The organism is Bythopirellula superficialaquae, assembly GCF_059632245.1.
This window is the reverse complement of sequence record NZ_CP197426.1, coordinates 1785378-1810987: the sequence shown is the minus strand read 5'-3', so window position 1 is coordinate 1810987 and position 25610 is coordinate 1785378. Positions and strand designations below refer to the sequence as shown.

Genomic DNA, 25610 nt, shown 5'->3' with positions numbered 1-25610 from the left:
AATGCTAGAATAATGGTTATGGAACCTTCTCAACAAGCTGGTGGCACACGCGGAGCGCGAGGAATTGCGCCCTTGTCGCCCGCTTCGCGCCAGCGTTTGCAGAAGGTTTTCGAGCATGGCCAGCGTTGTGCCGATAAGGACGATTTCGATTACGCCACGCAACTTTTCACGCAATGCGTGGTCGAAGACCCCGGCAACACGATCTATCTGCAAAGCTTTTTCTCGAACTTGCAGAAGAAATATAAGAATAATAAGTCGGGCGCAATGCTGGCGTCGCTGAAAATTAAAAGCCAGCGATCGACCCTCAATCGCGCGGCCGCCAAAGGGAATTGGACCGAAGCCCTGCAAGCCGGCTGCAACGCGCTGGCGTACAATCCGTGGGATATCACCACGCTGTTGGGCATGGCCCAGGTCTGCCGCGAGCTCGGGCTCGACGAAGCACAACTGTCGTATTTGCGCCGTGGCTTGGACTCGAAGCCGAAGGACATCGCCACCAACCGCCAAGCGGCGATGACGCTCCAACGGATGGGCCAGTTCGATCAAGCGATCGCCTGTTGGCATCGCGTCGAACAAGCCAAGCCGCAGGACGAAGAAGCGCTGCAAGCCATCTCGCGGCTTTCGGTGGAAAAAACGATCCACGAAGGGGGCTACGATTCCAGCATGTTGATGCAAGGCAGCACGGATGGCAGCACGTCGAAAATCTCCGTGGCTAATTACGCCCGCAACGCGAAAGATCATCAAACCTCGGCGACCGACGAAGATATCGACCTGCCGCCGGAGCAACGGCTGCAAAAGTCGATCGAGCGCGATCCGTCGAATTTGCAGTCCTATTACCAGCTCTCCGATTTGTACGTGCAGCAGCAACGCTTCGACGAGGCCGAACGAGTTCTCGAGCGCGCCTTGCAGGCTTCCGGCGGGGGCGACCTCACGGTGCGAGAGCGCTTGGAAGAAGTTTTGTTACGGCGTTCGCGACAGCAACAGGCGATCGCCGAGCAGAATCATCAGCAGGATCCCACGGAAGAGAATCAGCAGCTCGCCAACCAGATGCGTATCCGCGCGAATCAACTCGAGCTGGAAACCTACGCCGCCAAGGCTGAGCGTGATCCGCACAATTTGCGTTTGAAGTATGAGCTCGCCCTGCGGCTTAAACGGGCTGGCAAACCCAAGGACGCGATTCCGCTGCTGCAAGCCGCCCGCGGCGACGTTCAACGCCGGGCCCAGGTTTTGGTCGAGCTGGGCGAGTGCTTCCAAAAGATCGAGCAGTACAAATTGGCCCTGGCCAACTACGAACAGGCCGTGGCCGCCTGCGAGGAGCCAGATTCAGAAATCCGCCGCCTGGCGCTGTATCGCGCGGGGGTTTTGGCCACGGGAATGCGAGAATTTGACCGCGCCGAGCGACATTTGACCGAATTGGCGGGCCTCGATTTTAGCTATCGGGATGTGGCCGACCGGCTGGACAAAATCAACAAATTACGCGATATTGGGTGATTCTCGTTGGCCGAGGGTGGCCAACAGTAATCCGTAGTCCCGTTGTTAATCAGTCAACATGCCCAATTCAGCCAGTGCCAAGAAGCGTTTGCGTCAGAGCATCGATCGTCGTGCCCACAATCGCACCATCAAGTCCACGCTCCGGACCCAAATCCGTAAGGTCCGTGCCGCCATCCTGGCAGGCGACGTCGCCACGAGCGAGCAGGAATTCATCCTAGCCACCAAGAAGCTCGATCAGGCAGCCTCGAAGCATGTGATTCACGACAATCAAGCCTCGCGCTTGAAGTCGCGCCTCTCGGCGTCGATCAAGAAGATCAAAACGGCCAAAGCCAGCGCCTAAGTTCGCTGACAGCCCACGTTCGCCACCAAGAGCCGCCGGCGCAAGCCGGTGGGCTGGCCGGTAAAAAGCGGACTTGTGGAACTCCCCTCGTGGCATGCTAAAATTAGGCAGGGAGATTCCACGATGACTTTAACATTAAATCTAACGCCCGAGATCGAAGCCAAGCTGCGCGAACTGTCTCTTTCCACAGGCAGAAGTTCTGAAGAGTTGGCGCTCGACACGCTTCAACAAAACCTTGTTGAAGAGTCCAGTACTCCCGCCATCTCTTATGAGGAATGGGTACGTCATTTCGATGAATGGGTGAGTGAGCAGCGTTCCCGGAATCCAAACGTGGATGACTCTCGTGAAAGCATGTATCCGGATCGAGTGTAATGCTCATTCTTGTCGATACGAATTTGTTGCTGCGATTTTCTGAAGTCAATCATCCGCAACATGATTTGTCGGTCGCCGTGATGCAGACACCAGCGAAGTCTGGCCATGAACTGTGCGTGGTCCCCCAAAATCATTATGAATTTTGGGTTGTTGCCACGCGACCCGTAGCCAACAACGGATTAGGCATGTCGGCAGCTGAAGCCGAGAAGCAATTGAAAAGACATGCACAACCATTATTTCGCGTGCTGCGTGATGAACGCGCCATTTACAGCCATTGGAGACAATTGGTCAATAAATATTCCGTCCAGGGCAAGAACGCTCATGATGCACGTCTCGTTGCTGCAATGATGCGTCACGGTGTTAAGCATTTATTGACATTCAATACGGCAGACTTTGAACGCTTTGAACAAATCAGCTTAATACATCCGCAAGAAGTCTCGGATATTCGCTAAGATCGCAGATAATTTATCGCGGTCACCAAACAATCTTCCGCGCGTCGAACACGGGGCCTTCGACGCACGTGCGTTTGTAGTCCCAGTCTCCTCCCGGCTGTTCGGTTTTCACGACGCAGCTAAAGCAGATGCCGATGCCGCAGGCCATGGGCGTTTCGAGCGACACTTCGCATGGCACGTTCTTCACCCGCGCGATGCCCGCCACGGCTTCCATCATCCGTTCGGGCCCGCAGCAGGCGATGCGTGTGGAACTCGCGGTCTGCATGTCGAGCACTTGTTCCAAGACTTCCGTGACTAAGCCGTGATGACCGACGCTGCCATCGTCGCTGGCGATCCACAGGTCGATGCCGCAGGCGCGGAAATCTTCGGCCCCGGACAGGAAATCTTTGGTTCGCACGCCGTAACACAGCGTCACTTTTTGCGCTGCCGAAACGTTGCGTTCCCCCAAACCATACGAACGCTTCCCCAGAAATTCGCGCCCCAGCGCGAGAAACGGTGTTTGACCAATTCCCCCCGCGACCATCACCAGATGCTCGACCGGCTCTGCAGAAAAACCGTTCCCCAGCGGTCCCCAGACGTCGAGTTGCTGCCCGGACTGATAGTGGGCGAGCTGGCTGGTCATCTTGCCGACGACCAAATAGACGACGTCGACACCAATCGGCGTGCCACCCGCATCGAGCACCGTGTCGTAGAGTGCGAACGGTCGCCCCAGCAGCGGGTCATTGTCGTGCGGCAACCGCACCATCAGAAACTGCCCCGGCACGATCGTCGCGGCCAGCTCGGGGCACTCGAATCGCACGCGGTAGGTGCTCCGCGCTAGGCATTCATTCTGAGTGATCGTCACGCGATATTGCCGCGCGCGGTCGGCATAATACGCCGCAGACAACGGGTTCGAGCTTAAATCGCATCCTGCGGTGCTCAACGGGAACCTCGCTTTCGCGGCCGTCCAAATCCGCTCGGTTTCTTCGAGCCACTCGGGCCCGCGCCTTGCTTTTTGGTTCCTTTGCGAGCTCCTGGGGCCGAACCTTTGGTGGCCTTACCCATCGCTGCTTTGCGTTTACGTTCGCGCGCGACCTCGGCCAGTTTCTTGACGTCATCCTGGCCGGCAGGGGAGGGGGCCCGTTTCCGCGCGACGGGTTGTTCGCTGACGGCCGCGCGCAGCTTGCGAACTTCCTCCGGAGTCAGCATTCGCGATGCTCCCTTGGGAAGTTCGCCCAAGCGAATGGGTCCGACGGCGATGCGAATCAAGCGTTGCACCTTGTGACCCACGCGTGCCAACAGCCGCCGCACTTCGCGGTTGCGTCCTTCGTCGAGGACCATTTCAAGCACGCCGCTATTTTTTTTCTTGCCTTTGAACCGCACGTCGACCGGCTTCACGAATCCTTCCGCTAGATGCACGCCCCGCCGCAGTTGCGACAACACGTCCGGCCCCGGTTCGCCCGCCACGTGGACTTCGTAATACTTCCGCACGCCATGCCGAGGATGGGTCAACAGATTGGCCAGATCACCGTCGTTGGTCACGAGGATCAAGCCTTCGCTGCTCATGTCGAGACGACCGACGTTATAAACGCGGCCCACGTCGGGCGGCAGCAAATCAATCACGCGCGGCCTGCCCGAGGGATCGTTCGCCGTGCACACGATCCCGGTCGGTTTATTGACGGCGTAATAAACGTGCTTCACTTTGCCAATCTTCTGTCCGTCGACGAAGATTTCTTGCTTGGCAGGTTCCACCCGCGTGCCGAGTTCGGTCACGACTTGGCCGTCGACTTGCACGCGGCCTTCCAGAATGATCTGCTCGGCCTCGCGACGGCTGGCGATCCCCGCCGCTGCGAGGAACTTTTGCAGCCGCTCACCGGGCAAATCGGAAGGGGGCGTGGAGACGGTCCGCCGCCTGGGCCGCGCGTCGGGACGTTTCCCGCGCACCGGCGCTTTTTTGCCGAAGGTTCGCGGTTGAGATTTTTTGGGGCTGGTTTTTTTGCGAGGAGTCATCGCGCTGGCTCATGGTCGAAAGGGAGAGCGACAACACCACGGCCGCATATCCCCCATCATACCTGCCACGAAAGCAGAAACCCAGGGGCTATGGGGAAGGGGGGAGGTGGGCCTTCGTGGACCAGCAGATTGAAATAGCCCGTCAGCGATTGGAGTTCAGAGAATGACAACTAATTCCTTGTCAGAGAGCATGGCATGTGTTGGCGGGGCATACTGCCAAGTGTATTCGTTTTGAAAAGAATTTGGTAGATACCGCAGAGGGCATCTGAATGCTTCAATCCCATGGGGACATAATGACATGGCTAATGCCCGGTTCGTCCTTACGCAACGAGCAAGAATCTTTCTATGACCCAGCCCTCAATCGATCCACTACCGACTATTGAACGGTCGAGATTGAGGAACGGGGGCTTCGATCACGGTTTGGAGTCAGCCGCTTCAAGGCTCAGCTGCCAAATTGCAGGGCCATCCGATCGATCCGATAGAAAGGAAACGCTTAGTGATTGGCGCCCTGATCTCAATTTGAGCGATCCCATAGGGATCTGCTGAAACTGTTTGACAGGTCCCTCTTGTCGTCGGACACGGTCATCCGACGGTCCGAGAGGCTGGCAGTCAGTCGCTTCTGTAAGGACAACGCGAGACTCAGCGTTGTCGGCACGGAGTATGACCTCCGAGCCGACCGCGTCGGAGGGAACCGCTGCGAAGAGCTTCACAGCATAAGTACCAGGTGTGACGACCTCGACATCCCACACAACAGCGTCGTTGGGGTTTGACCATTCACTAAAGTAGGTGCAGTTTGGGTAGCGGTTAGATCGCTTGAGGGACCCCAAGGCTGTGGCGTCTCGTGCGGGAAGTATCGACATCGGATGACTTGGGTGGCCGACAGTGAAGGGCATGGGTTCCCGTCGCCGGCCCCCATTAATGCGCTTTCTCCACTGTACGACTTCGGTGGCCAGTTCGCTTGCGACTATCGGCCACTCAGCGGCCAAGTCTCGAAGTTGCCCGGGGTCCGTATTGAGGTCGTAGAGCCGACCCTGGTGATCCAGAAGGAATTGTCCACGACGCACGGCCATCATTCCCGACCAATGCGAGACAATAATTCGATCTTCAGCGACTTTGTGGACTTGGTTGAGGAGCAAGGGCGAAAGGTCCAAGCCGTCCAGATTGCTGGATGCCACGAGATTAACTGAGCAGAGACGGCTGAGCGTGGGTAATAAATCGAGCACGCACGCAGGTGTAGTGACAAGCGTTCCCTTTGGGATTCGCTTCGGCCACCGGACAAAGAGTGGCGAGCGGACGCCCCCCTCATCGGTCGATCCTTTAATACCCCGCAAACCGTTGTTCCAGCGGTGGCCGTTGGGCCCATTGTCAGAGAAGAACACGACGATTGTATCCTCGGCGATCTCCAGCGTGTCGAGACACTTGAGCAATCGACCTACGTTCCAGTCGAGATTTTCACACATCGCAAGCGCAGCGCGCGTGTGGGGAATGTCCTCGTGTTCGGGCTCCGATGCGCGAAGCTGGATATCTTGACCGGCGTGCCGTGCCCACCAAGCGTCGGGGACTTGCATGGGGGAGTGGGGGGTGTTGAACGCGACGACCGCGAAAAACGGTTGATCACGTTGCGATTCCATAAAACTGATCGTGTGGTCAGTAAAGTCGTTTGCAGCGTATCCGCGACCACTGACCATCTGATTGTTGTGGTCGAGCCAGAAGTCAAAGTAGTGACCCCAATGCCCAGACGTGAAACCATAAAATTCCTCGAAACCCCTGCAGATTGGGTGGTATGGAGGCTGGGTCCCGTTGTGCCATTTACCGAACAGACCGGTAGAGTATCCCGCCCCGCGGAAAGAGTCTGCGATGGTTGTTACATCCGGGTCCAGACGTTCTGAGCCTTCTGAAACACCGGACACGCCTACGCTCAGATGATCGCGGCCTGTTAAAAACTCTGCTCTCGTCGGCGCACAGACTGGCTGGACATAAAAGCGACTGAAGGAAGCCCCTTCTGCCGCGAGGTTATCAAGGTTCGATGTCTTGACTCCTGTGTTTCCGTGCAAGCCTATGTCGCCATAACCAAGGTCGTCAGCAATGATCACAAGGACATTGCACTGAGGTTCCTCAGCAAAAGCCACTCCCGTGATCCCGACCACGAACAAGACTGCCGCAAACCAGCTATCGATCAACGGGCTGCGTAAAACTAGCAGAACCCAAATGAGGCGGCGAAAGTCAAACCTCCAGCCACGTCCACAGCAAACTTCTTGCCCCTCATCCACGACCCTATCCCTCGTGTAGTTTGCGATATCACAGCAGCGGCGACGTCGGGTGATCCTGGCAAATATACCGCCAGCGTAATGGCGGAGCATGCCGTACAACTAAGTGGATGTATCCAAGTTATTGGAGGACGGACGCATTGTCGATAATGCTAAGCCTCCGAAAACTATCACTGTAACATTGCGTTGATCTCGCGACAAATGCTTCCTGTGATGACGCCCAGCAAACAAGGGCGCAAGGACTCGCGCGTGGCGCAAGATTGCTTCTTCCCGGCTGACGATTGTAGATTCATCTAACTGCCCTAGGTGGGCGTGTCCGGAGTTACTTGCGCACTTCTTTGGCGAATAGTGGAAGGGCGTACCAAATAAACTCCTGGTGGTAGAACTTGAAATCCGCACCTTAATACCGCGGCCCCTCGCGCCATTGGCCCACCGGCATCCCTTGGCGCGAGCGTTCGACTTGGTTGATCGGGACCATCCAATGGGGAAGACGACACGGGCGCACACATCGAAAGGGACATGCACTAGCGACAAAATCACCGCTGAGTGGCTCTTTGACTGCGGGCGCGATGCGCCAGGGCGGGCACGCCGAACAGCATGAGCAGCATCCCTGCGGAAGGCTCGGGAATGGCGGCCCCCACACTCACGGTGAACTGCAGGGTATTGCCGTTGTAGGCGAAGATGCCGTCGAAGCCGTGGCCGTTGGTGTACTTGAATTGTTCGATGGGGATCGTCGAAGCGTCGAACGTGATGAGGTCGTAGGTCGTGCCAACACTCCAACCGTTGTTCACGAAGGTGAACTCGTAGGTGGAGGTGGTGGAGAGTCCTTCGAGCTCGATGGCATTGAGCAAGTCGGACTCGGCAGACGTGGGCCCAAGGTCGAAGAGCAGAATGCCAGACGTCCAGAGCAGATCGGCGATTGTGAGCGTTCCGGCCGAGTTGCCGGGGGAAAGCGTGCCGCCGTTGAGTGCCACATCATCTACCATGCCGCTGCCACCCAGCGTGCCGCCGGTGTTGACCCACGCCGATCCCAATCCGAACGCCAGCGAACCATCGACAATAAGCGTCCCCGCGTTGACGGTCGTTCCGCCGATGAAGGAAGTTTGACCGGTGAGCGTCAAGGTGCCGGTCGAATCTTTCACGAGGCCGCCGTTGCCTGCGATGTTACCAGCGAAGTTGCCGGAATCGACAATCAGCATGGTCGAAGAAGAGGTGCCCATATTGACCGTCCCCTCACCATACAGAGCCCGGATGCCGCCGGTGGAAAGGTGGTCCTGGAAATCGAGCGTGGCACCGGACTCTACCGTGGTTGAGGTCGCCACGGAGGTGATGAATTCGAGACCGCTGCTGGCGGCAACCATTGTACCCGCGGTGACATTGAGGGATGCATCACCGGGAAGCGCCACCGCCCCGGTGGGCGCGAAGACCACGGTGCCGGTTTGCCCGCTGCTGCCAACTTGCATCGTCGAGCCATCGACAAGCAGGAAATCGAGAGGCGCGAGCGTGAATGTCTGGTTCATGGCCGCCGAGAAAACGCCCGTCTGGCCACCATTCACGGAGATAAGTTGAATGCCCCCGTTGAGATCACCCGCGAGCGTCACGCTGTCGTAGGCGCGGAGCTCACCGGATCCCACGGCGACATTTCCGGTTCCGAGTGCGCCGCTGTTGGTGATTTCGAGTAAGCCGCTTGTGATCGTCGTGCCACCAACGTAGGTATTGGCCGCCGTGAGCCGGAGTCGACCGGCACCCGCTTTGGTCAGGCCACCCGTACCGCTGAGGATGGTGGGGATCTGTGCGTTGCCACCTTGCGTGTCGACTGTCAGGCCCCCAGTTCCTAAGACCACTGCGTCCGCTGCGAAGCCATCGATGAGAAGTGAGTCGATAACCGACGAGCCCCCCAGCAGTTTCAATTGAGCTCCCGAGAAAGAGAGCGAGCCACTCCCCCCACCTTGAAGAATAGTCTCTGTGGTGAGGGTCGAATCAACAACTTCGAGCAAACCGGTGACGTTCGCGCTGCCTCCCAGTTCGATCGCACCGGCGGTTACGTCCGCGCCGTTGCTTGCGTAGAACTCGCCGCCATTGCCATCGACACCGATCGTCAGCGTCTGGCCGGTGGTCCAAGTTGCATTGTCGACTTGAACAACGCCCAACGAATGTCCCGAGAGCCCGACCTGCGCCCATTGGGAGGAGATCTCGCCCCCGGTCATGTTGAGTTCCGCATTTCCATTGACGCCGACCGCCAGTGTGTTGGACATGATCCAGGAACCGCCGGTGAAATTGACTTTGCCCTCGCCGGTGGCTTCCTGACTGATGTAGCCGCTCTCGCTGTTGATGACGCCTTGCGCGCCGATGTTCAAAGTTCCTTCGCCGGATACCCCCACAAAAATGGCCTGCGTATTGGTCCAGGTGCCATCGAGGACGTCGATGGTTCCCGACGAACCCGTAGCAAAGCCCATATTGCCTTTGTCGGTTTTGAGATCTCCTCCACCTTCAAGCGTGAACGTGCCGGTGCCACCGGCGCCGACGTGGAGTTCACTCGTCAGAGTCATGGTGCCGCCAGACACGGTCGCCGAACCGGTCGATCCGCCGTTCTGTGCGACAAACAACTCTGGAGCTTGAAAGTCGGCGTCGGTCGTGTCGAGGGTTCCGTTGCCATCCATGCCGATCGACACTGTTCCCCCGATCTGGGCGGACGCCGCGTTCGTAAGCGTAAGCGTGCCGGTACCAGCGCTACCGACGGTGAGTTCCTGCTCGATGGTGAGGGTGCCGCCACTGGCGGATACGTCGCCGACCGAACCGGTGTTGGCAGCAACAACAAGGTTGTCGACCGATAGCTGCGAGGTGATGGCCTGGACTTCGCCCCAGCCACTCAGCCCAACCGTGATATCACGGGGATTGCCTTGATTCTCGGCCTTCCAGGTACTGTCCGTGAGATTCACGACACCATGCGAACCGGACGAGTAGCCGACATAGCCGGTCGTGCTCTGTAACGTGGAACCATTCTCCAGAGTCACGGTGGCATCGCCCCCGTAGCCGAGATAGACGGTGAAGGGAGACAAGTAAGCACCGCTGGCGTTCACAATTCCCGTGGCGCCTGAAGCATAGCCGGCCCAGAAATCGCCAGCCCCCAGCAATGCCTCCGATCCGATGGTGAAGGTTCCCAATCCCTGGTACCCAACGTAGAACTCGTTGGCATCCAACTCGGTGTTAATGCCGCTGCCAACTTCCAGGGTGCCGGCGCCACCCGATCCTAGAGTGACGTTGCCTACCGAGTACGAATTGGTACCAGCGATCTGCGCGGTACCTCCATTGTTGATCAGAATCGCCTCGCTATTCATCGGCACGGCTCCCCCGCTCCAATTGGCGCCGTCACCGTAATTGCCGACGCCACCAGTCCAGGTGATCTGTGCCCGCACCTGAGTGAGCGTCATCGAGAAAATTGCCATTAAGGCCAGTAAGCGAAACAGTGAGCGGGCAAGTAGGCAACGAAGTTCAAAGCATGTGTAGGAATGTCGGGGCATAAGTTGAGACATCTAAGGTTGCAATGGGCAAATCGGTGGAATGCATGGTCAGCCCGCTCGCTCGACGACTTCTGCAGGACGTTCCCACGCGCTGAGCTTAACTTCAGCGGTGAGCATACATGAGCTTCGATCTCAAGCGACTGGCGGCAGGGGTGGGATAGGACGAGAGGAGCTCAAATCCTGTAGACGTTTAGAATAATCGGCCCAAATCCGTGGTCAACTTCCGACGGCCAACGTCCGATTATTCCGGCCCTATTTTGCGCTTTATTATCGCAACCCGCGCAGCGGCGCTTTTTTGCCGAAGGTTCGCGGTTGAGATTTTTTGGGGCTGGTTTTTTTGCGGGGAGGCATCGCGCTGGCTCATGGTCGAAAGGGAGAGCGACAACACCACGGCCGCATATCCCCCATCATACCTGCCGCGAAAGCAGAAACCCAGGGGCTATGGGGAAGGGGGGAGATGGCCTTGGTGGACTAGTGGAATGAATAAATCCGCCAGCGATAGGATTATCAGAGAATGACAAGTGATTCCGTGATATCGCAGAAGGCAACTGAATGTTTCAAACCCTATGCGGACATGATGACTCGACCAATGTCGGTTCGACCTGAGCGCGCATCGGGAGAGTTTGCCTTTAGTCGTTCTGGTGGCGAGCAATGGTGTTTTTGCGTCTAGCGGCGCACCATCTCCGTGCAAAGTATCCGGCACTAAAAAGCAAAAGAACGCCGGCACTCCAAAAAATTAAACGGGTGCCCGAAATCCCAAATGCTTTGTATGAAACGCCCAAGAGCCAAGGTAGTCTGACCGTTATTCCGGTTTCCGCAGCCAGTTGAAAATGGGATGTCAGCGCTTGTGGCAGAGTTAATATCGGCAGCGAGGCAATAAAACAAGCAACGGCGTAATTGCGAAATTTCCTTGGTTGAGTTGCACACCCTCTACACAGCCCGTCATATCGTTGCAAGGCGGACGAGAGTACTGATTTAGAGCACAGCGGGCAAAGAGTGCGTTCGGCCATGAAATTAAGCAAATGGTTACGTGCCTGTCAATTTAGCAAACTCAGCTTAGCACGGTCGGCCTAACAAATCGATGTAGTTGAGCGATCTCCGTCTTCGTTTATACTTCGTACAGGCCCCTTTTTCAGTTAACGGCGGGCAACTGAGCTTTTTCGTTTGACAAAGGAAAACATGTGGATGGGGGACGCGACAACCCCATACATTCGGCTTGGTGTTGCGCATGGTCGGGAGTTACGCACACCCCGAACCAGTCGCTGCACCACCACCGGCCGCATATAAGTTTTTCCCCGACCATAGCTCACCTAAGCGGCCGGTGCGGGTGAGCTGGGTCGTCAGCAGGGAGCAGTGTAATGGGATATTCCACGTCGCTATACGCCGTAGACATTGCCGAATTGGCTGGCGCTATTGGCTCACAAGATTCCTTTCTGCTCGCCGAGTTGCTGGCCGCGACCGTTGAAGACTCTAAAGACTGCGAAGTACCACCTGCGTTGGATCTCACGTCACTTAAGTCTGATTCTACGCTGCGCATCGCTAACGACGGCATCTTGCTCGACGACCAGCCAATTATAATTGACAAGGTAGCGGAAGCACTGAGCAGCTCCGGCATCACTATTCTCGATGTGACCGTACATCACCCGTCCCGTGTGACGCAAAGTGTATTGGCGGCGATTCACGAGTGCTTTCCCGACTCAGGCATCGAGAAAATACTCCTCCGATACGAGTGCGACAATCCAAAGATCGCCGAGAATATGTCGCGTGGACCGTTCTTGTTTCGACCACTGCCTGAAGACGAAGAAGAGGACCATGAAGAAACAGACACCGTGATAGCATCATTCACTCACGTCTCTCGCGAAGCGATTTCTGACCTTGTATCTGGCAACCTCGTTCGTACTGGCGCTGCACACGGATCAGCGCTCGAAGTGTTTTGTCATGTATTGGGGACTCGACTTCCTGACGGCGGGATGATTGGTGACCTATCGCCGCTGGAACTGAACCTGCTCCTCGAACATGTCCGCCACCCTGTCCCTATTGCGACCTATGGTGACTTTCCCATGATCAGCCATCTCACCGCCGAAGAGACTGCGCGTGACGCCAAGAGGCTTTCAAAGATTCGTATTGCTTATCCGGATGATCCCGACATTGAAGAAGCAAGGGTAATACTTCGGACCTGTATCAAGAATGCTGCGTCGCAAGGCCGTGGTGTCGTATCGTTCTACCAATAGCCTGGAGACTCCCACGGTTTTCCTCACATTTAGATTACGCCATTTATTTAGCGTTTGATTGTCCAAGGAGGGAGTGTCATTACGCTTGATTTTTGAGCGGAGTGACGGTTCGTCCTTGGTTACGAACGAGGCGGTTCTTGAGCCCGTCGGGCAATGAATCCGACGCAATCTGGGAATTGACAGAAACCGAAGTATATTGAAGGCAAATTAAACTCTTCTCTTTGACATCGTATGGTCAAGATTTCTTTACCGGCGTCACGAGCGAAGGGCGTCAAGTGATATTGGGACTTCTATGTCCAAATCTGGTAGCTGTGTTCTTCGACGCCGGCGGACAGTTCTTGTCGTACGACGTTTACAGCCTTACCATGTTGCCGCCTCGGATAGGGGTTACTCGTGTGTCTTGGGAGACCCCGAAAGGCGTTGAATATATCGATGGGAATCGCTTGGGACCATTCAAAATATACGACCCGACCTTCCAGAGTTCTCTGGCAAAAGACATCGACCGTTTAAGTCATAGCATTGGTTTTAAAGAGCGGCCGATACGCGTCCAGCAGTTCACAGTCGACGGCCAATCCGTTGGAATTGAATTGCTTCCATCGCACTTGGCGGAATTTAAAGCCGATCCTGCAAGTGTCGCTGAAGACGAGCAAGAACAACTCGAACTTCAGGCTGATTTGGCGGAGTGGGAAAGTGCCGGAAACTTCGTTTTCCACTGGGCCAAGGACTATTTGTGTGGCCCCGATGGCGACGTTGAATCAACTTGAGGAACGAACGATACGATAAATCGAAAGTGAGCTATGACGCATCGGCTAAATCGCCGAAGCGAGTTAGTCTATGACGCGACCTCACACATGTGGGCGTGTCCTAAGGCACAGGAACCAAGCCAAAACTTAATATCGCGGCCCTTCGCGCCATTGGCCGACGGGCATGCCTTGGCGGGAGCGTTCGACTTGGTTGATCGGGACCATGTAATCAGGTGGTCGACCACCGACGATTGGGGGCGCCATATCGTTTTGCGGGTAGGGATCAAACTGCTCGGCATTGTGGCGCTGGAAGGGGGCTGTGCCGGGACTGGCCAGCCGGGGCCAACGGATCGTCGGTGAGCAGGCGGCAAGCTCTGCTAGGAAAATTCCCACGATTGTCAGTTTGAAGACTTTGCACCACATAATGTTGGCTCGCGGCAGACACTGATATAACCGTCCAGCGGTCAGATTGCGGCGAATTGTAGTGCTGGGCCAAAATTCACGGAAGATAGATATCGAGCACCACAGCCGTAGCTTGTGGCACGATCTCGACGGCACCCGCGGCGGCGGGAATTAAGCACGTAGTGCCCAGGGCGAGCAGTTCCTGCACCGCATCCCCCGCCACGGTGATAGCACCCGCCAGAGGCACGAGCCAATGAAACCGCTCGTCGCCACCCACTGTCTGGGGTTTCGTAAGCGTCAGTCGATCGAGCACAAACTTGTCGCACTCGACCAATCGCTGCCGCTCGGGCGAATCGGTCTGCGCTGGCTGTTGCGGCGCGACGGGACCGCGCTGGTAGTCCGTCACGTCGAGCGATTCGGTGATGTGCAACTGCCGCGGCTTGCCTTCGGCATCGACGCGGTTCCAATCGAATAAGCGAAAGGTCGCGTCGCTGGCCTGTTGAATTTCAGCGATCACGAGCCCCGCCCCCAAAGCGTGAATGGTTCCCGCCTTGATGAACACGCAATCCCCGACGGCCGGTTCAAATTCGTGCAAACATGTTTCGCAATGACCGGCTTCAATCGCCGCGGCCAATTGTTCGCGCGAGACACCCGGCTTGAGCCCCGCGTAGATTTTGCTGCCGGGCTCGGTGGCCAGCACCACCCAGGCCTCGGTCTTACCCAAATCGGGAGGATCGAGCAAAGCTCCTTGCTCGTCGTTGGGATGAACTTGAACCGAGAGCGTTCGATTGCAATCCAAAAATTTGAACAAGAGCGGAAACTGGGATTGCCCCGCATGGCGACCAAGCAACTGCTCGCCATGCCGCGTGACCAACTCATGGAGCGTGAGTCCCTGAAGTGCCCCGGCGATCACCACGCTTTGATCGTCGCCGTGGTCGACGAGTTCCCAGCTCTCGGCGTAGTCGTCGCCAGAACCAATGGCTTTGCCGAGCATGGTTCCCAGTCGGCGGCCCCCCCACAAATAGCGGCGGAACAACGGTTCAAAGCGGAGGGGATAATTACACGATTTCGTCATTCGATTCGCTCCAGAAAACTCGAATCCCCCATCATCGCGATTGTCGTTTTCTGAGCAAGCGACTTTTTCATCACTGCTCAAATCAATTCACCACAAAGCCACTAAGAACTCGAAGGCAAGCCACTTCTAAATCTTCGGATGAGCCACGGAATTTCACGGACAAAACACGGATTAAGAGAAAGTATCTTTACGGAAAGGCCTTTGATATTTTTGGCACAGTCTGCGGGAGAACGTCGTTTGTTCTAATTTCCGTGTTTCATCTGTGTTTGATCCGTGGCTGCGCATTCCTTTGTGCCTTAGTGGTGAGTATTTTCGCCGCGTTGTCGACGCTCCAATCCCTTGTTAACATGGAACTTAGGACGATTGGTGGCGGGCCCCTCCGGCGGCGTGTCTCTGTCGTATTCTTAAGCATTCTAAGATGATGCCGCTGCTGGCCTGGCCGACAGTGCCGAACTTGCTCCACGACCGCCCAAACCGTTCATCTCCGCCATGCCCGCTGCCCCCGAGGACGAAGACCTTCTCGAGAAAACGAAAATGTCGTTTTCCGAGCATCTTGAAGAGCTGCGCACAGCGCTCTTTAAGTCGCTCGCGGCTTGGATGATCGGCACGCTTGTGGGTCTGGGTATCGGTTGGCATGTCGTGGATTACATGCAAACCCCGCTCCGCCGGGCCCTCGAAAATTTTTACCGCGAACAGTCCGAAGGGGAAATCGTCGCGAGGCTGGAAGCACAACAAGCCCTGGGTGAGTCGGTGCCAGATGATATCGGCACTGCGGCCGAGGAAATCGCCGACGACGGCCTCATGCCCGAAGATTTATACGTCGATCGCCAGGAACTTTCCAAAGCACTCGGGATAGAAATTCCTGCACCAGCGGAAGGGGAGGGCTTTGCCGTTCGACGTGAGGATATGATTCAGCTCAGGCTGTACCGCCCGCTGGAAGACGATCCGCGCGTCGCCGTGATCAGCCTCAGCGGCCAAGAGCCGTTCATGATCTATATGAAGGCTTCGCTGGTGGTGGGGGCGATTCTTGCCAGCCCCTTCATCTTTTATTTCATCTGGAACTTCGTCGCCGCGGGACTTTACAAACGCGAACGCAATCTTGTTTATCTGTATATGCCGATGAGCTTGGGCTTGTTCTTCGCGGGGGCTGCGCTCGCCTTCTTTGCGGTCTTCGATTTTGTGCTCGATTTCTTGTTTTGGTTCAACGCCAAAATGGGCATTACCCCCACGCCGCGGATTAGCGACTGGATGAGCTTTGTGTTGTTCCTGCCACTCGGCTTTGGTTTGAGCTTCCAGTTGCCGTTGGTGATGGTCGCGCTCGAGCGCATGGGCATCTTCACGGTGCAGTCGTATCTGAGTAGCTGGCGAATCTCGGTGGTGGTGATCTTCATCATCGCGATGATTCTCACCCCCGCCGACCCGGGCAGCATGCTGATGATGGCCTTGCCACTGACGGCCCTCTATTTCTTGGGCATCTGGCTGTGCAAAAAGCTGCCGCGGGGCGACGTGTTCGGGCCCAGCCGTTTCGATGCGAAATAAGTCGCTTGCCGCTGATCTTATCTGAATATTTTGAGACGATTGCACGCCTGAAGTGCTTCTTCTAAACTCAATTTGGTTTTTGCGATCCTACCTCGATTGAGTTTCCGAGAGGTTTTTTCATGTGCAAGTTTTATCAGTCCTTATTCTTATTCGCACTCTTTGCCTATTGCGAAAACTTGCCCTTATTCGGCCAACTTGACTCTAGCGCGGCGATCACGATTTTGGTCGATGGGACTGTCGAAGCTGTCTATCTCAATACGAAAATATCCGAGCCAATCTACGCCATCCAACTTATGCCCAAGTCGGTCTCTTTGAATAGCAGTGCACTTCCCCGCGGGATGCAGCTCCCGACACCAGGCGAGACGTTTTTCATCATCCACGACTCGGCAGATAATGAAACCGCGCGCCGCGGTGGGGCTCCCACGCTCCCCCAGCCAGGACAAGTCATTCGCACACAATTGTATTCAACCTCTTCAGGTACCTGGCAAACACTGGGGCGCAATTCGTTTGAGGTTTTGACGGACAACACAACTCCAATTTCTGAACCCACAACCTCGGACACAACCGCGCACGATTCGCCTGTTTTGAATCTGCGGGGCATGGCATGCGAAGCCAAATTCATTGGCGGACAACTGGCTTTTGAAGTTAAAAGCGTCGAAGAGACTGGCCCTGCTCACGATGCTGGTTTTCAAAAGGGAGACGTCATTACCGCCTTCTCAGGCAAGCCACTGACTTCGGTCGCGACTCTCGAAGACCTCGCCGCCAAATCCTTGCCACTTGATCTCACGGTGATTGATATCAATACAGGCCGCTTGGCGAAGGTAACGCTCACCGCAATGCCATCCCAATCGGCAACTCCGAAACCTGCGGAGCCTTCCACAACCAAGACCAATGATGACGCTCCGACCGTAATCACCAATGCTTTGGGAATCGAAATCATGCCCACGCGCATCGGGGTAAGAAAAGGTGCCGTTGTTGTCACCAAAGTTCTGCTGGGGCAGGGTGGCGCGGAAGCTGGACTCGAAGTCGGCGACGTGATTCTGGCCGTCAAGGATCAATCCGTGATGGATGCCGACACCTTTGCCAATTCGCTTCCCCCGGGAGGGGGTACAGTGACACTTCTGGTCCGCGATTCTCGAAGTGGTGAAGATGTGCCCGTTCAGGCCGTCTGTAAATCAACTGGCAGAGTTTCCACGCCACCGCCTGTCGCTAAACCAACAGTCTCAACTGGTCCCACCGATGACTGGGGATTGGCTACTGAACTTACGTTTTACCAAGACGAGGCTGCCGTGCAGGTTGTCGCGGTCCAGCCAGGCAGTCGCGCCAGCCGCGCGGGAATACAGCCGGGCTGGATCATTATGAATGTCGGCGACACACCCATTTTGCATCCTGATCAACTGAAACAAGCATTGAGCGCCGGCCAACGCTCGTTCCGTCTCACTGTGGCCGATCCGCGCACAGAACGCGAACTCCAAGTTGAACTGTCCCAATAATTTCCACCATACTCCCTGATGATTTTTGAGAGGATTGTCCCGATGCGCACCGATGGAAGCCGAGAGAGCACCAATGTGGAAGATCGTCGTCGCATCTCGGCGGGGGCCGTCGTAGGTGGTGGTGGACTGATTACTGTGATTATTTTTCTGGTGATTACATTGCTGGGTGGCGATCCTCGCCAGGCCGCCAAGGTCGCTGAAGTACTCAATCCAGGTCAACAGCAAGCCCCCGTGGAGCAGGGGCCTATCGACCCGGCGCAAGAAGAATCGGCGCGCTTCATTCGCATAGTGCTCGGTCAAACTGAAGACGTTTGGAATCAACTTTTCGCAGAAGAAGGTGAAGACTATCGGGAACCAAAATTGGTGCTTTTCACTCAGCGCGTGCAGAGTGCGTGCGGTTTTGCCAGTGCCGCCACAGGCCCTTTTTATTGTCCGCTCGATCAGCAGGTTTATCTCGACCTTTCGTTCTTTGACGAAATGGAACGACGCTTTAATGCCCCCGGTGATTTTGCGCAAGCCTATGTCGTGGCTCACGAGGTTGGTCATCATGTGCAAAAGCTCTTGGGCATCGCCGATAAGATACAGTCGTACCAAGGCCGCATCAGTGAGAAGGAGTACAACAAGCTCTCCGTGCGGATGGAACTGCACGCCGATTATCTGGCCGGTGTCTGGGCCCATCACGCGCAGCAGAACTGGCAAGTGCTCGAACCGGGCGATATCAAGGAAGCTCTGAACGCGGCCACGGCCATCGGGGACGACCGCTTGCAAATGCAGACGCAAGGTTACGTCGTCCCCGAATCGTTCACCCACGGCACGTCGGAACAACGGGTCCGCTGGTTCACCAAAGGTTTGCAAAGCGGTGATTTGCTCGCGGGTAATGAGATTTTTGAGACCAAAGAGTTGTAAGAAGACTGTGGACTGTAGGACTTTGGATATATTGGGTCCACAGTCTACAGTCCTATCGTCCACAGTCCTTGATCGTGCTTCAGTTAACGACAAGCACTTTACCCATCGTGCCGTTCTCGACGGCTTGATGCGCCTTGACGGTTTCGGCAAGCGGGAAGCGTGCGCCGATTTCGTGGGTGAGCTTCCCCGCCTGGAGCCAACCTGTTATGTCGCACGTTCCTTCGGCCTTGAGTGCCGCGGGGAGTTGAAATACGACTGTCGGATGGACCGTGATGTTGCGATACATAAGGTCGTAAAACGGGAGCTTCGGCTCGGGCACGGCTTGGGACGCGTAGGTGGCAATGATCCCGCCAATGCGAACGGCCTTGAGATTGGTCTCTAGGTTGCCGCCGAACTCCACTTCCACGACGCGATCGACCCCTTGCCCCTTGGTGAGTTTGAGCACGCACTCGGCGACGTCGGTGGTTTTGTAATTAATGATTTCGTCGGCACCCGCGGCTTGAGCGCTGGCGGCTTTTTCATCGTTGCTGATGGTTGTGATCACACGCGCGCCGGAGAGTTTGGCGAACTGAATCGCATAACGACCTACCGAGCCCGCACCGCCGGTGACTAAAATTGTTTGCCCCTCGACTTTGCCGTCATAGAACACGGCCCCATAGGCGGTGAGTGCTGGAATGCCCAAGCAAGCACCCACTTCAAAATCTACGTCGTCGGGAAGCGGAATCGCCAGGTGTGCTGGTAAGCAAACAAAGTCGGCGGCCGCGCCGTTGTCGCGTTGCCACTGGGCTTCGTAGAACCAAACCCGCTCGCCAACCCGTTTGGGATCAACTCCTGCACCCACCGCTTCGATGACCCCGGCACCGTCGAAATGAGGAATTACGCGAGCGCTCGCCATGCCGCCGCGTCCCCCCATTCGTTTTTTCACGTCGATGGGATTCACGCCCGAGACACGCACGGCGATGCGGACCTCGCCGGCCTGAGGCTGGGGATCAGGGAGCTCACCATATTGCAGAACTTGATCAGCAGGACCAACGGCTTCGTACCATACGGCTTTCATGTTCGTGACTCCCTCATGTTTTCCTGTAGAGTTGGTCATTCAGGATGGCGTACAATGGGAACTTTCACAAGCGGCCAGCCGAACAACGAGAACAACGCAGCGGAATTTTGATGGGCGATTTCACGAAGATCTCAGGAGGAACAGTATACGATCCCGCCAATGGTATCGACGGCGAGGTGCGCGATCTGTGGATCGAAAACGGAAAGATGGTGCCCACGCCAAGCGATCCCAAAGCTCGGCCAGCGCGAACTATCGACGCCACGGGCTTGGTTGTCATGCCCGGTGGAATCGACATGCACTGTCACATCGCGGGGCCCAAGGTCAACGCGGCGCGCAAGTTTCGACCCGAAGATCATCGCCAAGCCGAACCCATGCGACGGACTCCACTAACTCGCAGCGGGACACGCGGCAGCGTCCCCAGCACATTTGCCACGGGATACCAATACGCAGCTTTGGGTTATACCACGGCCTTCGACGCGGCCGTGCCACCGTTGTTGGCCGCCCATGCCCACGAGGAGTTTGCCGACACGCCTTGTCTGGACAAAGGTTGTTATCTGTTGATGGGCAACAACCACTACATCATGCGGGCGATCGAACAGAATGAGCCGCAGAAGTTGCGAGCGTTCATGGCGTGGCTGTTGTCAGCAGGAAAAGGTTACGCCCCCAAGCTGGTGAATCCGGGTGGCGTTGAAACTTGGAAGTCCGCGAGCGGATCACGCAACACGGGGCTCGACGATGTCGTTCCCCACTTCAATGTCACGCCGCGGCAAATTATCACCTCGGTTGCGCAAGCTGCCACGGAGCTAGAACTTCCCCACCCGGTTCATATTCATTGCAATCAGTTGGGGATGCCCGGCAATTGGCAGACGACGCTGGAGACGATGAACTCTCTCGAGGGGCGCCGAGGTCATCTCACGCATATTCAGTTTCACAGCTATGGGGGCGGCGATGCTGATGAAGGGACATTCAAGAGCAAGGTCGCGCAGCTTGCCGACTATGTGAATGCCCACGAAAATTTGACGGTCGACGTGGGGCAAGTTTTGTTCGGTGAAACAACAAGCATGACGGGCGACGGGCCGTTGGGGCATTTTCTCGCTAATCTTTACGGAACGAAATGGATTAGCTGCGACGTTGAGATGGAAGCGGGCTGTGGGATTTCGCCGATTACTTATAAAAACAAGTCGCTCGTGCATGCCTTGCAGTGGGCAATTGGGCTCGAGTGGTATTTGTTGGTCGACGATCCCTGGCGGGTCGTGATGAGCACGGATCACCCCAACGGCGGGTCGTTTTTGGCCTACCCGCAAATCATTCGGTTGCTGATGGATCGCACTTATCGCAGCGACATGCTGAAAGATTGTCCGCAAACGCTGCTCAAGCGATCTTGCCTGGCTGATCTTAATCGCGAGTACACGCTCAACGAGATCGCGATTATCACCCGTGCCGGTCCGGCGCGAATTTTGGGATTGAAGGATAAAGGTCACTTGGGCCCTGGCGCGGATGCCGACATTACGATTTACACGCCGCACGAAAACAAGGAAACGATGTTCGAGTTACCGCGATTGGTGATGAAATCGGGCGAGATCGTCGTCGAACAGGGCGAAATTCGCAGCACGCCCGTCGGGAGGGTGCTGCACATCGAGCGGGATTATGATCGCGAACTCGAACCTGACATCAAAACTTGGTTTGAAGGCAACTATTCGGTGAGTTGGCAAAACTTTGGTGTTTAAAATCCGGCGGCGGCGAGTGCCGACAAGTAATCGTCGTGGCTGTTGAGATTGCGCAGCGAGAGAAGTTCGGGATCTATCGGTCGCAGAATATCAGTATCAATCAAATTCGCATCGAGTTGCTTGATGAATTGATGTAAGGAATGTTGGCCCTGACTGATTTGTTGCTCAATTCTTTCTTGAACGCGAACATTGTAAACGGCGCAAAGGGGATGCAGGCGCTCGGCATCTTTCGGGACGACGGCGTCCGCGGAACCAAGTTCGGCAAACAAGAAATCGAGAACCTCCGGTAATAACAAAGGAGCGTCACAACCGGTGATGAACACCGCCTCCACATCATTTGGAAGTGCGGCGAGTCCACGTGCCATCGCTGCGAGTGGTCCGCGGTATTCTTCGTCGTCGCGGCAAACGAGTGTTGGAAGTTCAGGCAATTCTTGCTGTGAAGAAGCGACGACTACCGTGTGTTTGGATGTGACCTGAGTGCCAACGATTCGCACGACGCGCTGGAGCATCGTTTCATCGCCGAATGGCAAGAGAGCCTTATCAACGCCCATGCGGCTGGATTGGCCCCCACACAAAATGATCGCACCTCTTTGCATGGATTGATTGTCCCGTGAAATTCCTGAGGTGCAAACGTCTGTTTATGGCTTGCGATCCAGCAATCGCAGCTTACGCTAAGAACATGCTCACTTTCACTCTCAAGACAGGCGTTTCTTGCCCGCTGGAACTGGCGGGAATTACGCCCGAAGCGTTGGCTGATCAACCGATCGCCCAGATTTTGCGCACGGAGATTTATCTGGGGAGAGAGAAGCAAGCTGTTGCTGATTTTTTTGAGATTTCTGGCGATCTTGAAGATGGAGAGCTGCAGTTTGTGGGCGACCTTTCCACCGCGGTGGGCCTCGGCGCGAAGATGAATTCTGGCAAGATTCGAGTCGAAGGCAATGCTGGCCGCGATGTGGGAAGCGCTATGCAAGGAGGCGAAATCGAGATCGTTGGCCATGCCGGCGATGGTGTTGGGCTTGAGATGCAAGGTGGCACCATTCATGTCACAGGTTCGGCGGGGAACTCGGTCGGCGGTGCACGTGCCGGATCAACGCGCGGGATGACCGGTGGCACGATCATAGTCATGGGTGATGCCGGCCATCACGTTGGTACTCGTATGCGACGTGGACTGATTGCCATTCGTGGAAACGCTGGCCGCTGCGTGGGACGCGACATGTTGGCGGGGACAATTGTGATTGGCGGAGAATGCGGCGCGAGTCTTGGACTAGGAATGAAACGTGGGACGCTCTGTCTAGCGGGTGATAAGCCCTTACAACTCTTGCCCACGTTTCGTTACGCCTGCACAACACATGCGCCGGTGCTGGGCATGGTCGGCCGGCAACTGCAAACGCTGGGATTTGAAAACGACCTTTGGAATGCTAATCGCCAGTGGCAGCAGTACAACGGCGACTTCTTAGCGACGGGGCGGGGCGAAGTTTTCCTAGCGAGCTAGCATGACAACAACCATCGACAACGTAACGTGCGCGGCATGCGGCTTGGTTTGCGAGGAAATCACACTGCGCATCGATAAGCAGCAGATCGTTGAAGTTAAAAATGCGTGCCCGCTTTGCGCGGCCCGATTAAAAGGTCGTTCGCTAGATGAAGGCCCCCAAGCGAAAGTCGATGGACATGATGTTTCGCAGTCTGTTGCAATCGAGCGAGCTGCGGAGTTTTTGGCAGAGGCCAAGTCGCCGCTGCTTTATGGCTTGTCTGGCAGCACTGTGGAAACGCAGCGGGCGGCCGTTGCACTCGCAGATCATTTGGGGGCGACGATCGATCCGGCCATTCCCGCGTTTCATCGCGATGCGATTGTCGCCCTGCAATCTGTCGGCATTTCGACGTGCACCTTGGGCGAAATCAAACAACGGGCCGATGTGGTGGTTCTCTGGGGAGCTGATCAAGAGAGAACCCATCCAGAGCTATCTAAGCGATTTCTTGCTCCGACAGGAAGATTCTTTGCTGGCAATCGCCGCATCATCTCTATTAACTCGACTTTCGAGCAGAAAGACGATCTGACTTTCAACATCGAACATGAAAATGTGCTTGCGGCAATCGTTACCATACGCGCGATCGTTGCTGGCATTGAGATTGAGCCAAAGACAATCGCTGGAATTGATGTCGAAAAGTTAAAACAGCTTACAAGCTGGTTGCAAGAAGCGAATTACTCCGCAGTTCTGTTTGGACCGGGCATTGGCGGGCAGGCGGAAATTGAATCGTTGTTCTTGTTGGTTCGACAACTCAACAACCGCTCTCGCAGCGCAACGATGGGATTAGGTGGTCCGCAAATCGAGAACGTGTTGACCTGGCAAACGGGTTATCCCTGTGGTGTAAATTTCGCCTTGGGCTATCCGCGCTACGATCCCTATGCTTATTCAGCCAATGCCATGCTCGAACGAGGCGAAGCTGATGCCGTGGTGATTGCCGGGAGCGAATCACTTAAATATTTGAGCCCAGCAGCTCGTAAACGATTAGAGAAACTGCCGTCCATTTTATTGGACGATACGGGCCAATCACCGGCATTGGCTCCCACAGTCCAGATCACTACGACTACGTCCGGCGTGCATAGCGACGGCACGGTCTTTAGAATGGATGGCGTGCCGCTGAAGCTGCGAGCCATTTGTGATTCCGGATTACCGACGGCAGCCTCGATTCTATCTGCCATTCAACAGGGAGTTGGTTCATCGTGCGTTTGACTGCAATTTTCTGCTTGTTGATTTGTGTTGGTTCAAACCCGCTTTCTTTTCTGCATGCCATAGACACGCCGGGCATAGTCAGGGAAGACCCTGGCCAACCGGCTGCCGTAGCGATTGAAGGGGGCGGTTTCATGGTCCCCTATACGGTGACCATTCCTGACAGCACGGTTTCGTTTGAAATGATTCCCATTCCAGGGGGCGAGTTTTTGTTGGGAAGTCCAGCAACCGAAGAAAATCGCCGCGAAGGTGAAGGTCCCCAAGTGCGAGTTAAAGTCGAACCGTTCTGGATCGGCAAGCATGAAGTGACTTGGGCCGAGTACCGAAACTTTATGCAGCAGTATGAGATTTTTAAGAAGCTCGATGAGTTGCGTTTCACGGGCACGCGGATGGAATCGGCCAAGAAACAACTTGAGGCGATGCCCAAGGTGAAAGAATATTTGGAGAAGGAAACGCTCGACGTGGATGCGATCACCTGTCCTACGCCCCTCTACGATTCAAGTTTTACTTATGGCCCCGGCGAAGAGCCCGAGCAACCGGCGGTGACGATGAGCCAGTTTGCGGCGAAGCAATATACCAAGTGGCTGAGCGGCATTACGGGCGAACAATTTCGTTTGCCGACCGAGGCCGAATGGGAATATGCGGCCCGCGCGGGAACAACAACGGCCTATTCCTTCGGCGACGATGCCGCGAATATTGGTGACTATGCTTGGACGACGGACAACGCCGATTATGAAACCCATGAAGTCGGTCAGTTGAAACCCAATGCTTGGGGACTCTATGACATGCATGGGAATGTCGCTGAGTGGGTCCTCGATGAATATGTTGCCGATCACTACTCGAAGTTAAAAGATGGTGTGACCGCGGCGGAAGCCGTCGCTTGGCCAGCGAAGTTGTTTCCACGTGCGATACGTGGCGGCAGCTGGTTGGTCGAAGCCCCTGACTGCCGGAGTGCCGCGCGTTACCAATCCGATGACCCGGAATGGACGCTTTCCGATCCCAACTTGCCAACAAGCCCCTGGTGGTTCACCGAAGAGCCCGCCACGGGGGTAGGATTTCGCATTATTCGGCCCCTCGCACCGATGAACGCCGAACTTCGTAAAAAAGTCTGGGATGCCGATATCAAGCGGATCGAGCAGGACGTGGCGGACCGGCTCGAGGAAGGCCGTGGGGTGAAAGTTTCTGCGGATCCACGCCTACCGGGTGCCACCGCGGAAATTTCGTTGTCTCAAGAAGATCATTGACAACCCGTTGGCATGAATTCTCTTATCGCGGATAA

The 25610-nt window shown here is 55.9% G+C and carries 21 protein-coding genes; 13 read left to right on the top strand and 8 right to left on the bottom strand.

Annotated features, from left to right (window positions below; translation table 11 throughout):
* Positions 1-18: 18 nt before the first annotated feature.
* The 4 genes from SH678x_RS07445 (at position 19) to SH678x_RS07430 (ending at position 2652) form a co-directional block, all read left to right on the top strand.
* Positions 19-1488 carry a tetratricopeptide repeat protein gene (locus SH678x_RS07445; protein WP_496922261.1) on the top strand — a complete coding sequence of 490 codons (1470 nt, stop codon included), beginning with the start codon at positions 19-21 and terminating at the stop codon, positions 1486-1488.
* A 58-nt stretch (positions 1489-1546) separates the two neighbouring features.
* Positions 1547-1828 carry a 30S ribosomal protein S20 gene (gene rpsT, locus SH678x_RS07440; protein WP_496922260.1) on the top strand — a complete coding sequence of 94 codons (282 nt, stop codon included), beginning with the start codon at positions 1547-1549 and terminating at the stop codon, positions 1826-1828.
* Positions 1829-1951: 123 nt separating this feature from the next.
* The gene (locus SH678x_RS07435; RefSeq protein WP_496922259.1) at positions 1952-2200 is read left to right on the top strand and encodes a hypothetical protein; all 249 of its coding nucleotides are present in this window, start codon (positions 1952-1954) and stop codon (positions 2198-2200) included.
* Positions 2200-2652 carry a type II toxin-antitoxin system VapC family toxin gene (locus SH678x_RS07430; protein ID WP_496922258.1) on the top strand — a complete coding sequence of 151 codons (453 nt, stop codon included), beginning with the start codon at positions 2200-2202 and terminating at the stop codon, positions 2650-2652. Before SH678x_RS07435 ends, SH678x_RS07430 begins: the two co-directional genes overlap by 1 nt.
* Before the next feature lie 22 nt (positions 2653-2674).
* Here the strand turns inward: SH678x_RS07430 and SH678x_RS07425 are convergent, their stop codons facing one another.
* The 4 genes from SH678x_RS07425 to SH678x_RS07410 all read right to left on the bottom strand — a co-directional run bounded on the left by SH678x_RS07425 (position 2675) and on the right by SH678x_RS07410 (position 10339).
* Positions 2675-3574, bottom strand: coding sequence for a dihydroorotate dehydrogenase electron transfer subunit (locus SH678x_RS07425; protein ID WP_496922257.1), 900 nt, complete (start codon positions 3572-3574; stop codon positions 2675-2677).
* On the bottom strand, positions 3571-4641 hold the full coding sequence (locus SH678x_RS07420) for a pseudouridine synthase (protein WP_496922256.1): 1071 nt from the start codon (positions 4639-4641) through the stop codon (positions 3571-3573). Before SH678x_RS07420 ends, SH678x_RS07425 begins: the two co-directional genes overlap by 4 nt.
* A gap of 413 nt (positions 4642-5054) precedes the next feature.
* Positions 5055-6911 carry an arylsulfatase gene (locus SH678x_RS07415; protein ID WP_496922255.1) on the bottom strand — a complete coding sequence of 619 codons (1857 nt, stop codon included), beginning with the start codon at positions 6909-6911 and terminating at the stop codon, positions 5055-5057.
* 533 nt (positions 6912-7444) lie between these two features.
* A complete protein-coding gene (locus SH678x_RS07410; protein WP_496922254.1) occupies positions 7445-10339 on the bottom strand; it encodes a beta strand repeat-containing protein in 2895 nt (964 codons plus the stop codon).
* Between the two features lie 1448 nt (positions 10340-11787).
* Between SH678x_RS07410 and SH678x_RS07405 the strand changes: the two genes are divergently transcribed.
* Both SH678x_RS07405 and SH678x_RS07400 read left to right on the top strand, forming a co-directional pair.
* Positions 11788-12660, top strand: coding sequence for a DUF7691 family protein (locus SH678x_RS07405; RefSeq protein ID WP_496922253.1), 873 nt, complete (start codon positions 11788-11790; stop codon positions 12658-12660).
* Positions 12661-12998: 338 nt separating this feature from the next.
* Positions 12999-13424: a hypothetical protein gene (locus SH678x_RS07400; RefSeq protein WP_496922252.1), complete on the top strand. Its 426-nt coding sequence runs from the start codon at positions 12999-13001 to the stop codon at positions 13422-13424.
* Between the two features lie 126 nt (positions 13425-13550).
* Here the strand turns inward: SH678x_RS07400 and SH678x_RS07395 are convergent, their stop codons facing one another.
* Together SH678x_RS07395 and SH678x_RS07390 are read right to left on the bottom strand one after the other, a co-directional pair.
* Positions 13551-13826 carry a hypothetical protein gene (locus SH678x_RS07395; protein WP_496922251.1) on the bottom strand — a complete coding sequence of 92 codons (276 nt, stop codon included), beginning with the start codon at positions 13824-13826 and terminating at the stop codon, positions 13551-13553.
* A gap of 76 nt (positions 13827-13902) precedes the next feature.
* On the bottom strand, positions 13903-14880 hold the full coding sequence (locus SH678x_RS07390) for a type I phosphomannose isomerase catalytic subunit (protein ID WP_496922250.1): 978 nt from the start codon (positions 14878-14880) through the stop codon (positions 13903-13905).
* 534 nt (positions 14881-15414) lie between these two features.
* Between SH678x_RS07390 and tatC the strand changes: the two genes are divergently transcribed.
* The 3 genes from tatC to ypfJ all read left to right on the top strand — a co-directional run bounded on the left by tatC (position 15415) and on the right by ypfJ (position 18818).
* Positions 15415-16419: a twin-arginine translocase subunit TatC gene (tatC, locus tag SH678x_RS07385; protein ID WP_496922249.1), complete on the top strand. Its 1005-nt coding sequence runs from the start codon at positions 15415-15417 to the stop codon at positions 16417-16419.
* 119 nt (positions 16420-16538) lie between these two features.
* Complete coding sequence (locus SH678x_RS07380) at positions 16539-17912, top strand: PDZ domain-containing protein (RefSeq protein ID WP_496922248.1); 1374 nt, start codon at positions 16539-16541, stop codon at positions 17910-17912.
* 42 nt (positions 17913-17954) lie between these two features.
* Positions 17955-18818: a KPN_02809 family neutral zinc metallopeptidase gene (ypfJ, locus tag SH678x_RS07375; RefSeq protein ID WP_496922247.1), complete on the top strand. Its 864-nt coding sequence runs from the start codon at positions 17955-17957 to the stop codon at positions 18816-18818.
* 79 nt (positions 18819-18897) lie between these two features.
* Here the strand turns inward: ypfJ and SH678x_RS07370 are convergent, their stop codons facing one another.
* The gene (locus SH678x_RS07370) at positions 18898-19875 is read right to left on the bottom strand and encodes an NADPH:quinone reductase (protein WP_496922246.1); all 978 of its coding nucleotides are present in this window, start codon (positions 19873-19875) and stop codon (positions 18898-18900) included.
* A 110-nt stretch (positions 19876-19985) separates the two neighbouring features.
* Between SH678x_RS07370 and SH678x_RS07365 the strand changes: the two genes are divergently transcribed.
* Complete coding sequence (locus SH678x_RS07365) at positions 19986-21602, top strand: formylmethanofuran dehydrogenase subunit A (protein ID WP_496922245.1); 1617 nt, start codon at positions 19986-19988, stop codon at positions 21600-21602.
* On the opposite strand, the gene mobA is transcribed toward SH678x_RS07365, so the two are convergent.
* Positions 21599-22198, bottom strand: coding sequence for a molybdenum cofactor guanylyltransferase (gene mobA, locus SH678x_RS07360; RefSeq protein WP_496922244.1), 600 nt, complete (start codon positions 22196-22198; stop codon positions 21599-21601). The genes SH678x_RS07365 and mobA overlap by 4 nt on opposite strands.
* 83 nt (positions 22199-22281) lie before the next feature.
* Here mobA and SH678x_RS07355 point away from each other — a divergent pair, with 83 nt between their 5' ends.
* Genes SH678x_RS07355 through SH678x_RS07345 form a run of 3 tightly spaced genes read left to right on the top strand, consistent with a single transcriptional unit; the run spans position 22282 to position 25575 of the window.
* Entirely contained in the window at positions 22282-23094 is an 813-nt protein-coding gene (locus SH678x_RS07355; protein WP_496922243.1) for a formylmethanofuran dehydrogenase subunit C, read from the top strand.
* 1 nt (position 23095) lies between these two features.
* Positions 23096-24334, top strand: a complete 1239-nt coding sequence (locus tag SH678x_RS07350; RefSeq protein WP_496922242.1) for a hypothetical protein — start codon at positions 23096-23098, stop codon at positions 24332-24334.
* Positions 24325-25575 carry a formylglycine-generating enzyme family protein gene (locus SH678x_RS07345; RefSeq protein ID WP_496922241.1) on the top strand — a complete coding sequence of 417 codons (1251 nt, stop codon included), beginning with the start codon at positions 24325-24327 and terminating at the stop codon, positions 25573-25575. The genes SH678x_RS07350 and SH678x_RS07345 overlap by 10 nt, the downstream gene beginning before the upstream one ends.
* Positions 25576-25610 lie beyond the last annotated feature (35 nt).

Coding starts and splice junctions, on each gene's coding strand:
- SH678x_RS07350 (WP_496922242.1), top strand. CDS start 23,096: ATGACAACAACCATCGACAACGTAACGTGCGCGGCATGCGGCTTGGTT.
- SH678x_RS07390 (WP_496922250.1), bottom strand. CDS start 14,880: ATGACGAAATCGTGTAATTATCCCCTCCGCTTTGAACCGTTGTTCCGC.
- rpsT (WP_496922260.1), top strand. CDS start 1,547: ATGCCCAATTCAGCCAGTGCCAAGAAGCGTTTGCGTCAGAGCATCGAT.
- SH678x_RS07435 (WP_496922259.1), top strand. CDS start 1,952: ATGACTTTAACATTAAATCTAACGCCCGAGATCGAAGCCAAGCTGCGC.
- ypfJ (WP_496922247.1), top strand. CDS start 17,955: ATGCGCACCGATGGAAGCCGAGAGAGCACCAATGTGGAAGATCGTCGT.
- SH678x_RS07405 (WP_496922253.1), top strand. CDS start 11,788: ATGGGATATTCCACGTCGCTATACGCCGTAGACATTGCCGAATTGGCT.
- SH678x_RS07380 (WP_496922248.1), top strand. CDS start 16,539: ATGTGCAAGTTTTATCAGTCCTTATTCTTATTCGCACTCTTTGCCTAT.
- SH678x_RS07365 (WP_496922245.1), top strand. CDS start 19,986: ATGGGCGATTTCACGAAGATCTCAGGAGGAACAGTATACGATCCCGCC.
- SH678x_RS07420 (WP_496922256.1), bottom strand. CDS start 4,641: ATGACTCCTCGCAAAAAAACCAGCCCCAAAAAATCTCAACCGCGAACC.
- SH678x_RS07410 (WP_496922254.1), bottom strand. CDS start 10,339: ATGACGCTCACTCAGGTGCGGGCACAGATCACCTGGACTGGTGGCGTC.
- SH678x_RS07355 (WP_496922243.1), top strand. CDS start 22,282: ATGCTCACTTTCACTCTCAAGACAGGCGTTTCTTGCCCGCTGGAACTG.
- SH678x_RS07430 (WP_496922258.1), top strand. CDS start 2,200: ATGCTCATTCTTGTCGATACGAATTTGTTGCTGCGATTTTCTGAAGTC.
- SH678x_RS07370 (WP_496922246.1), bottom strand. CDS start 19,875: ATGAAAGCCGTATGGTACGAAGCCGTTGGTCCTGCTGATCAAGTTCTG.
- SH678x_RS07445 (WP_496922261.1), top strand. CDS start 19: ATGGAACCTTCTCAACAAGCTGGTGGCACACGCGGAGCGCGAGGAATT.
- mobA (WP_496922244.1), bottom strand. CDS start 22,198: ATGCAAAGAGGTGCGATCATTTTGTGTGGGGGCCAATCCAGCCGCATG.
- tatC (WP_496922249.1), top strand. CDS start 15,415: ATGTCGTTTTCCGAGCATCTTGAAGAGCTGCGCACAGCGCTCTTTAAG.
- SH678x_RS07395 (WP_496922251.1), bottom strand. CDS start 13,826: ATGTGGTGCAAAGTCTTCAAACTGACAATCGTGGGAATTTTCCTAGCA.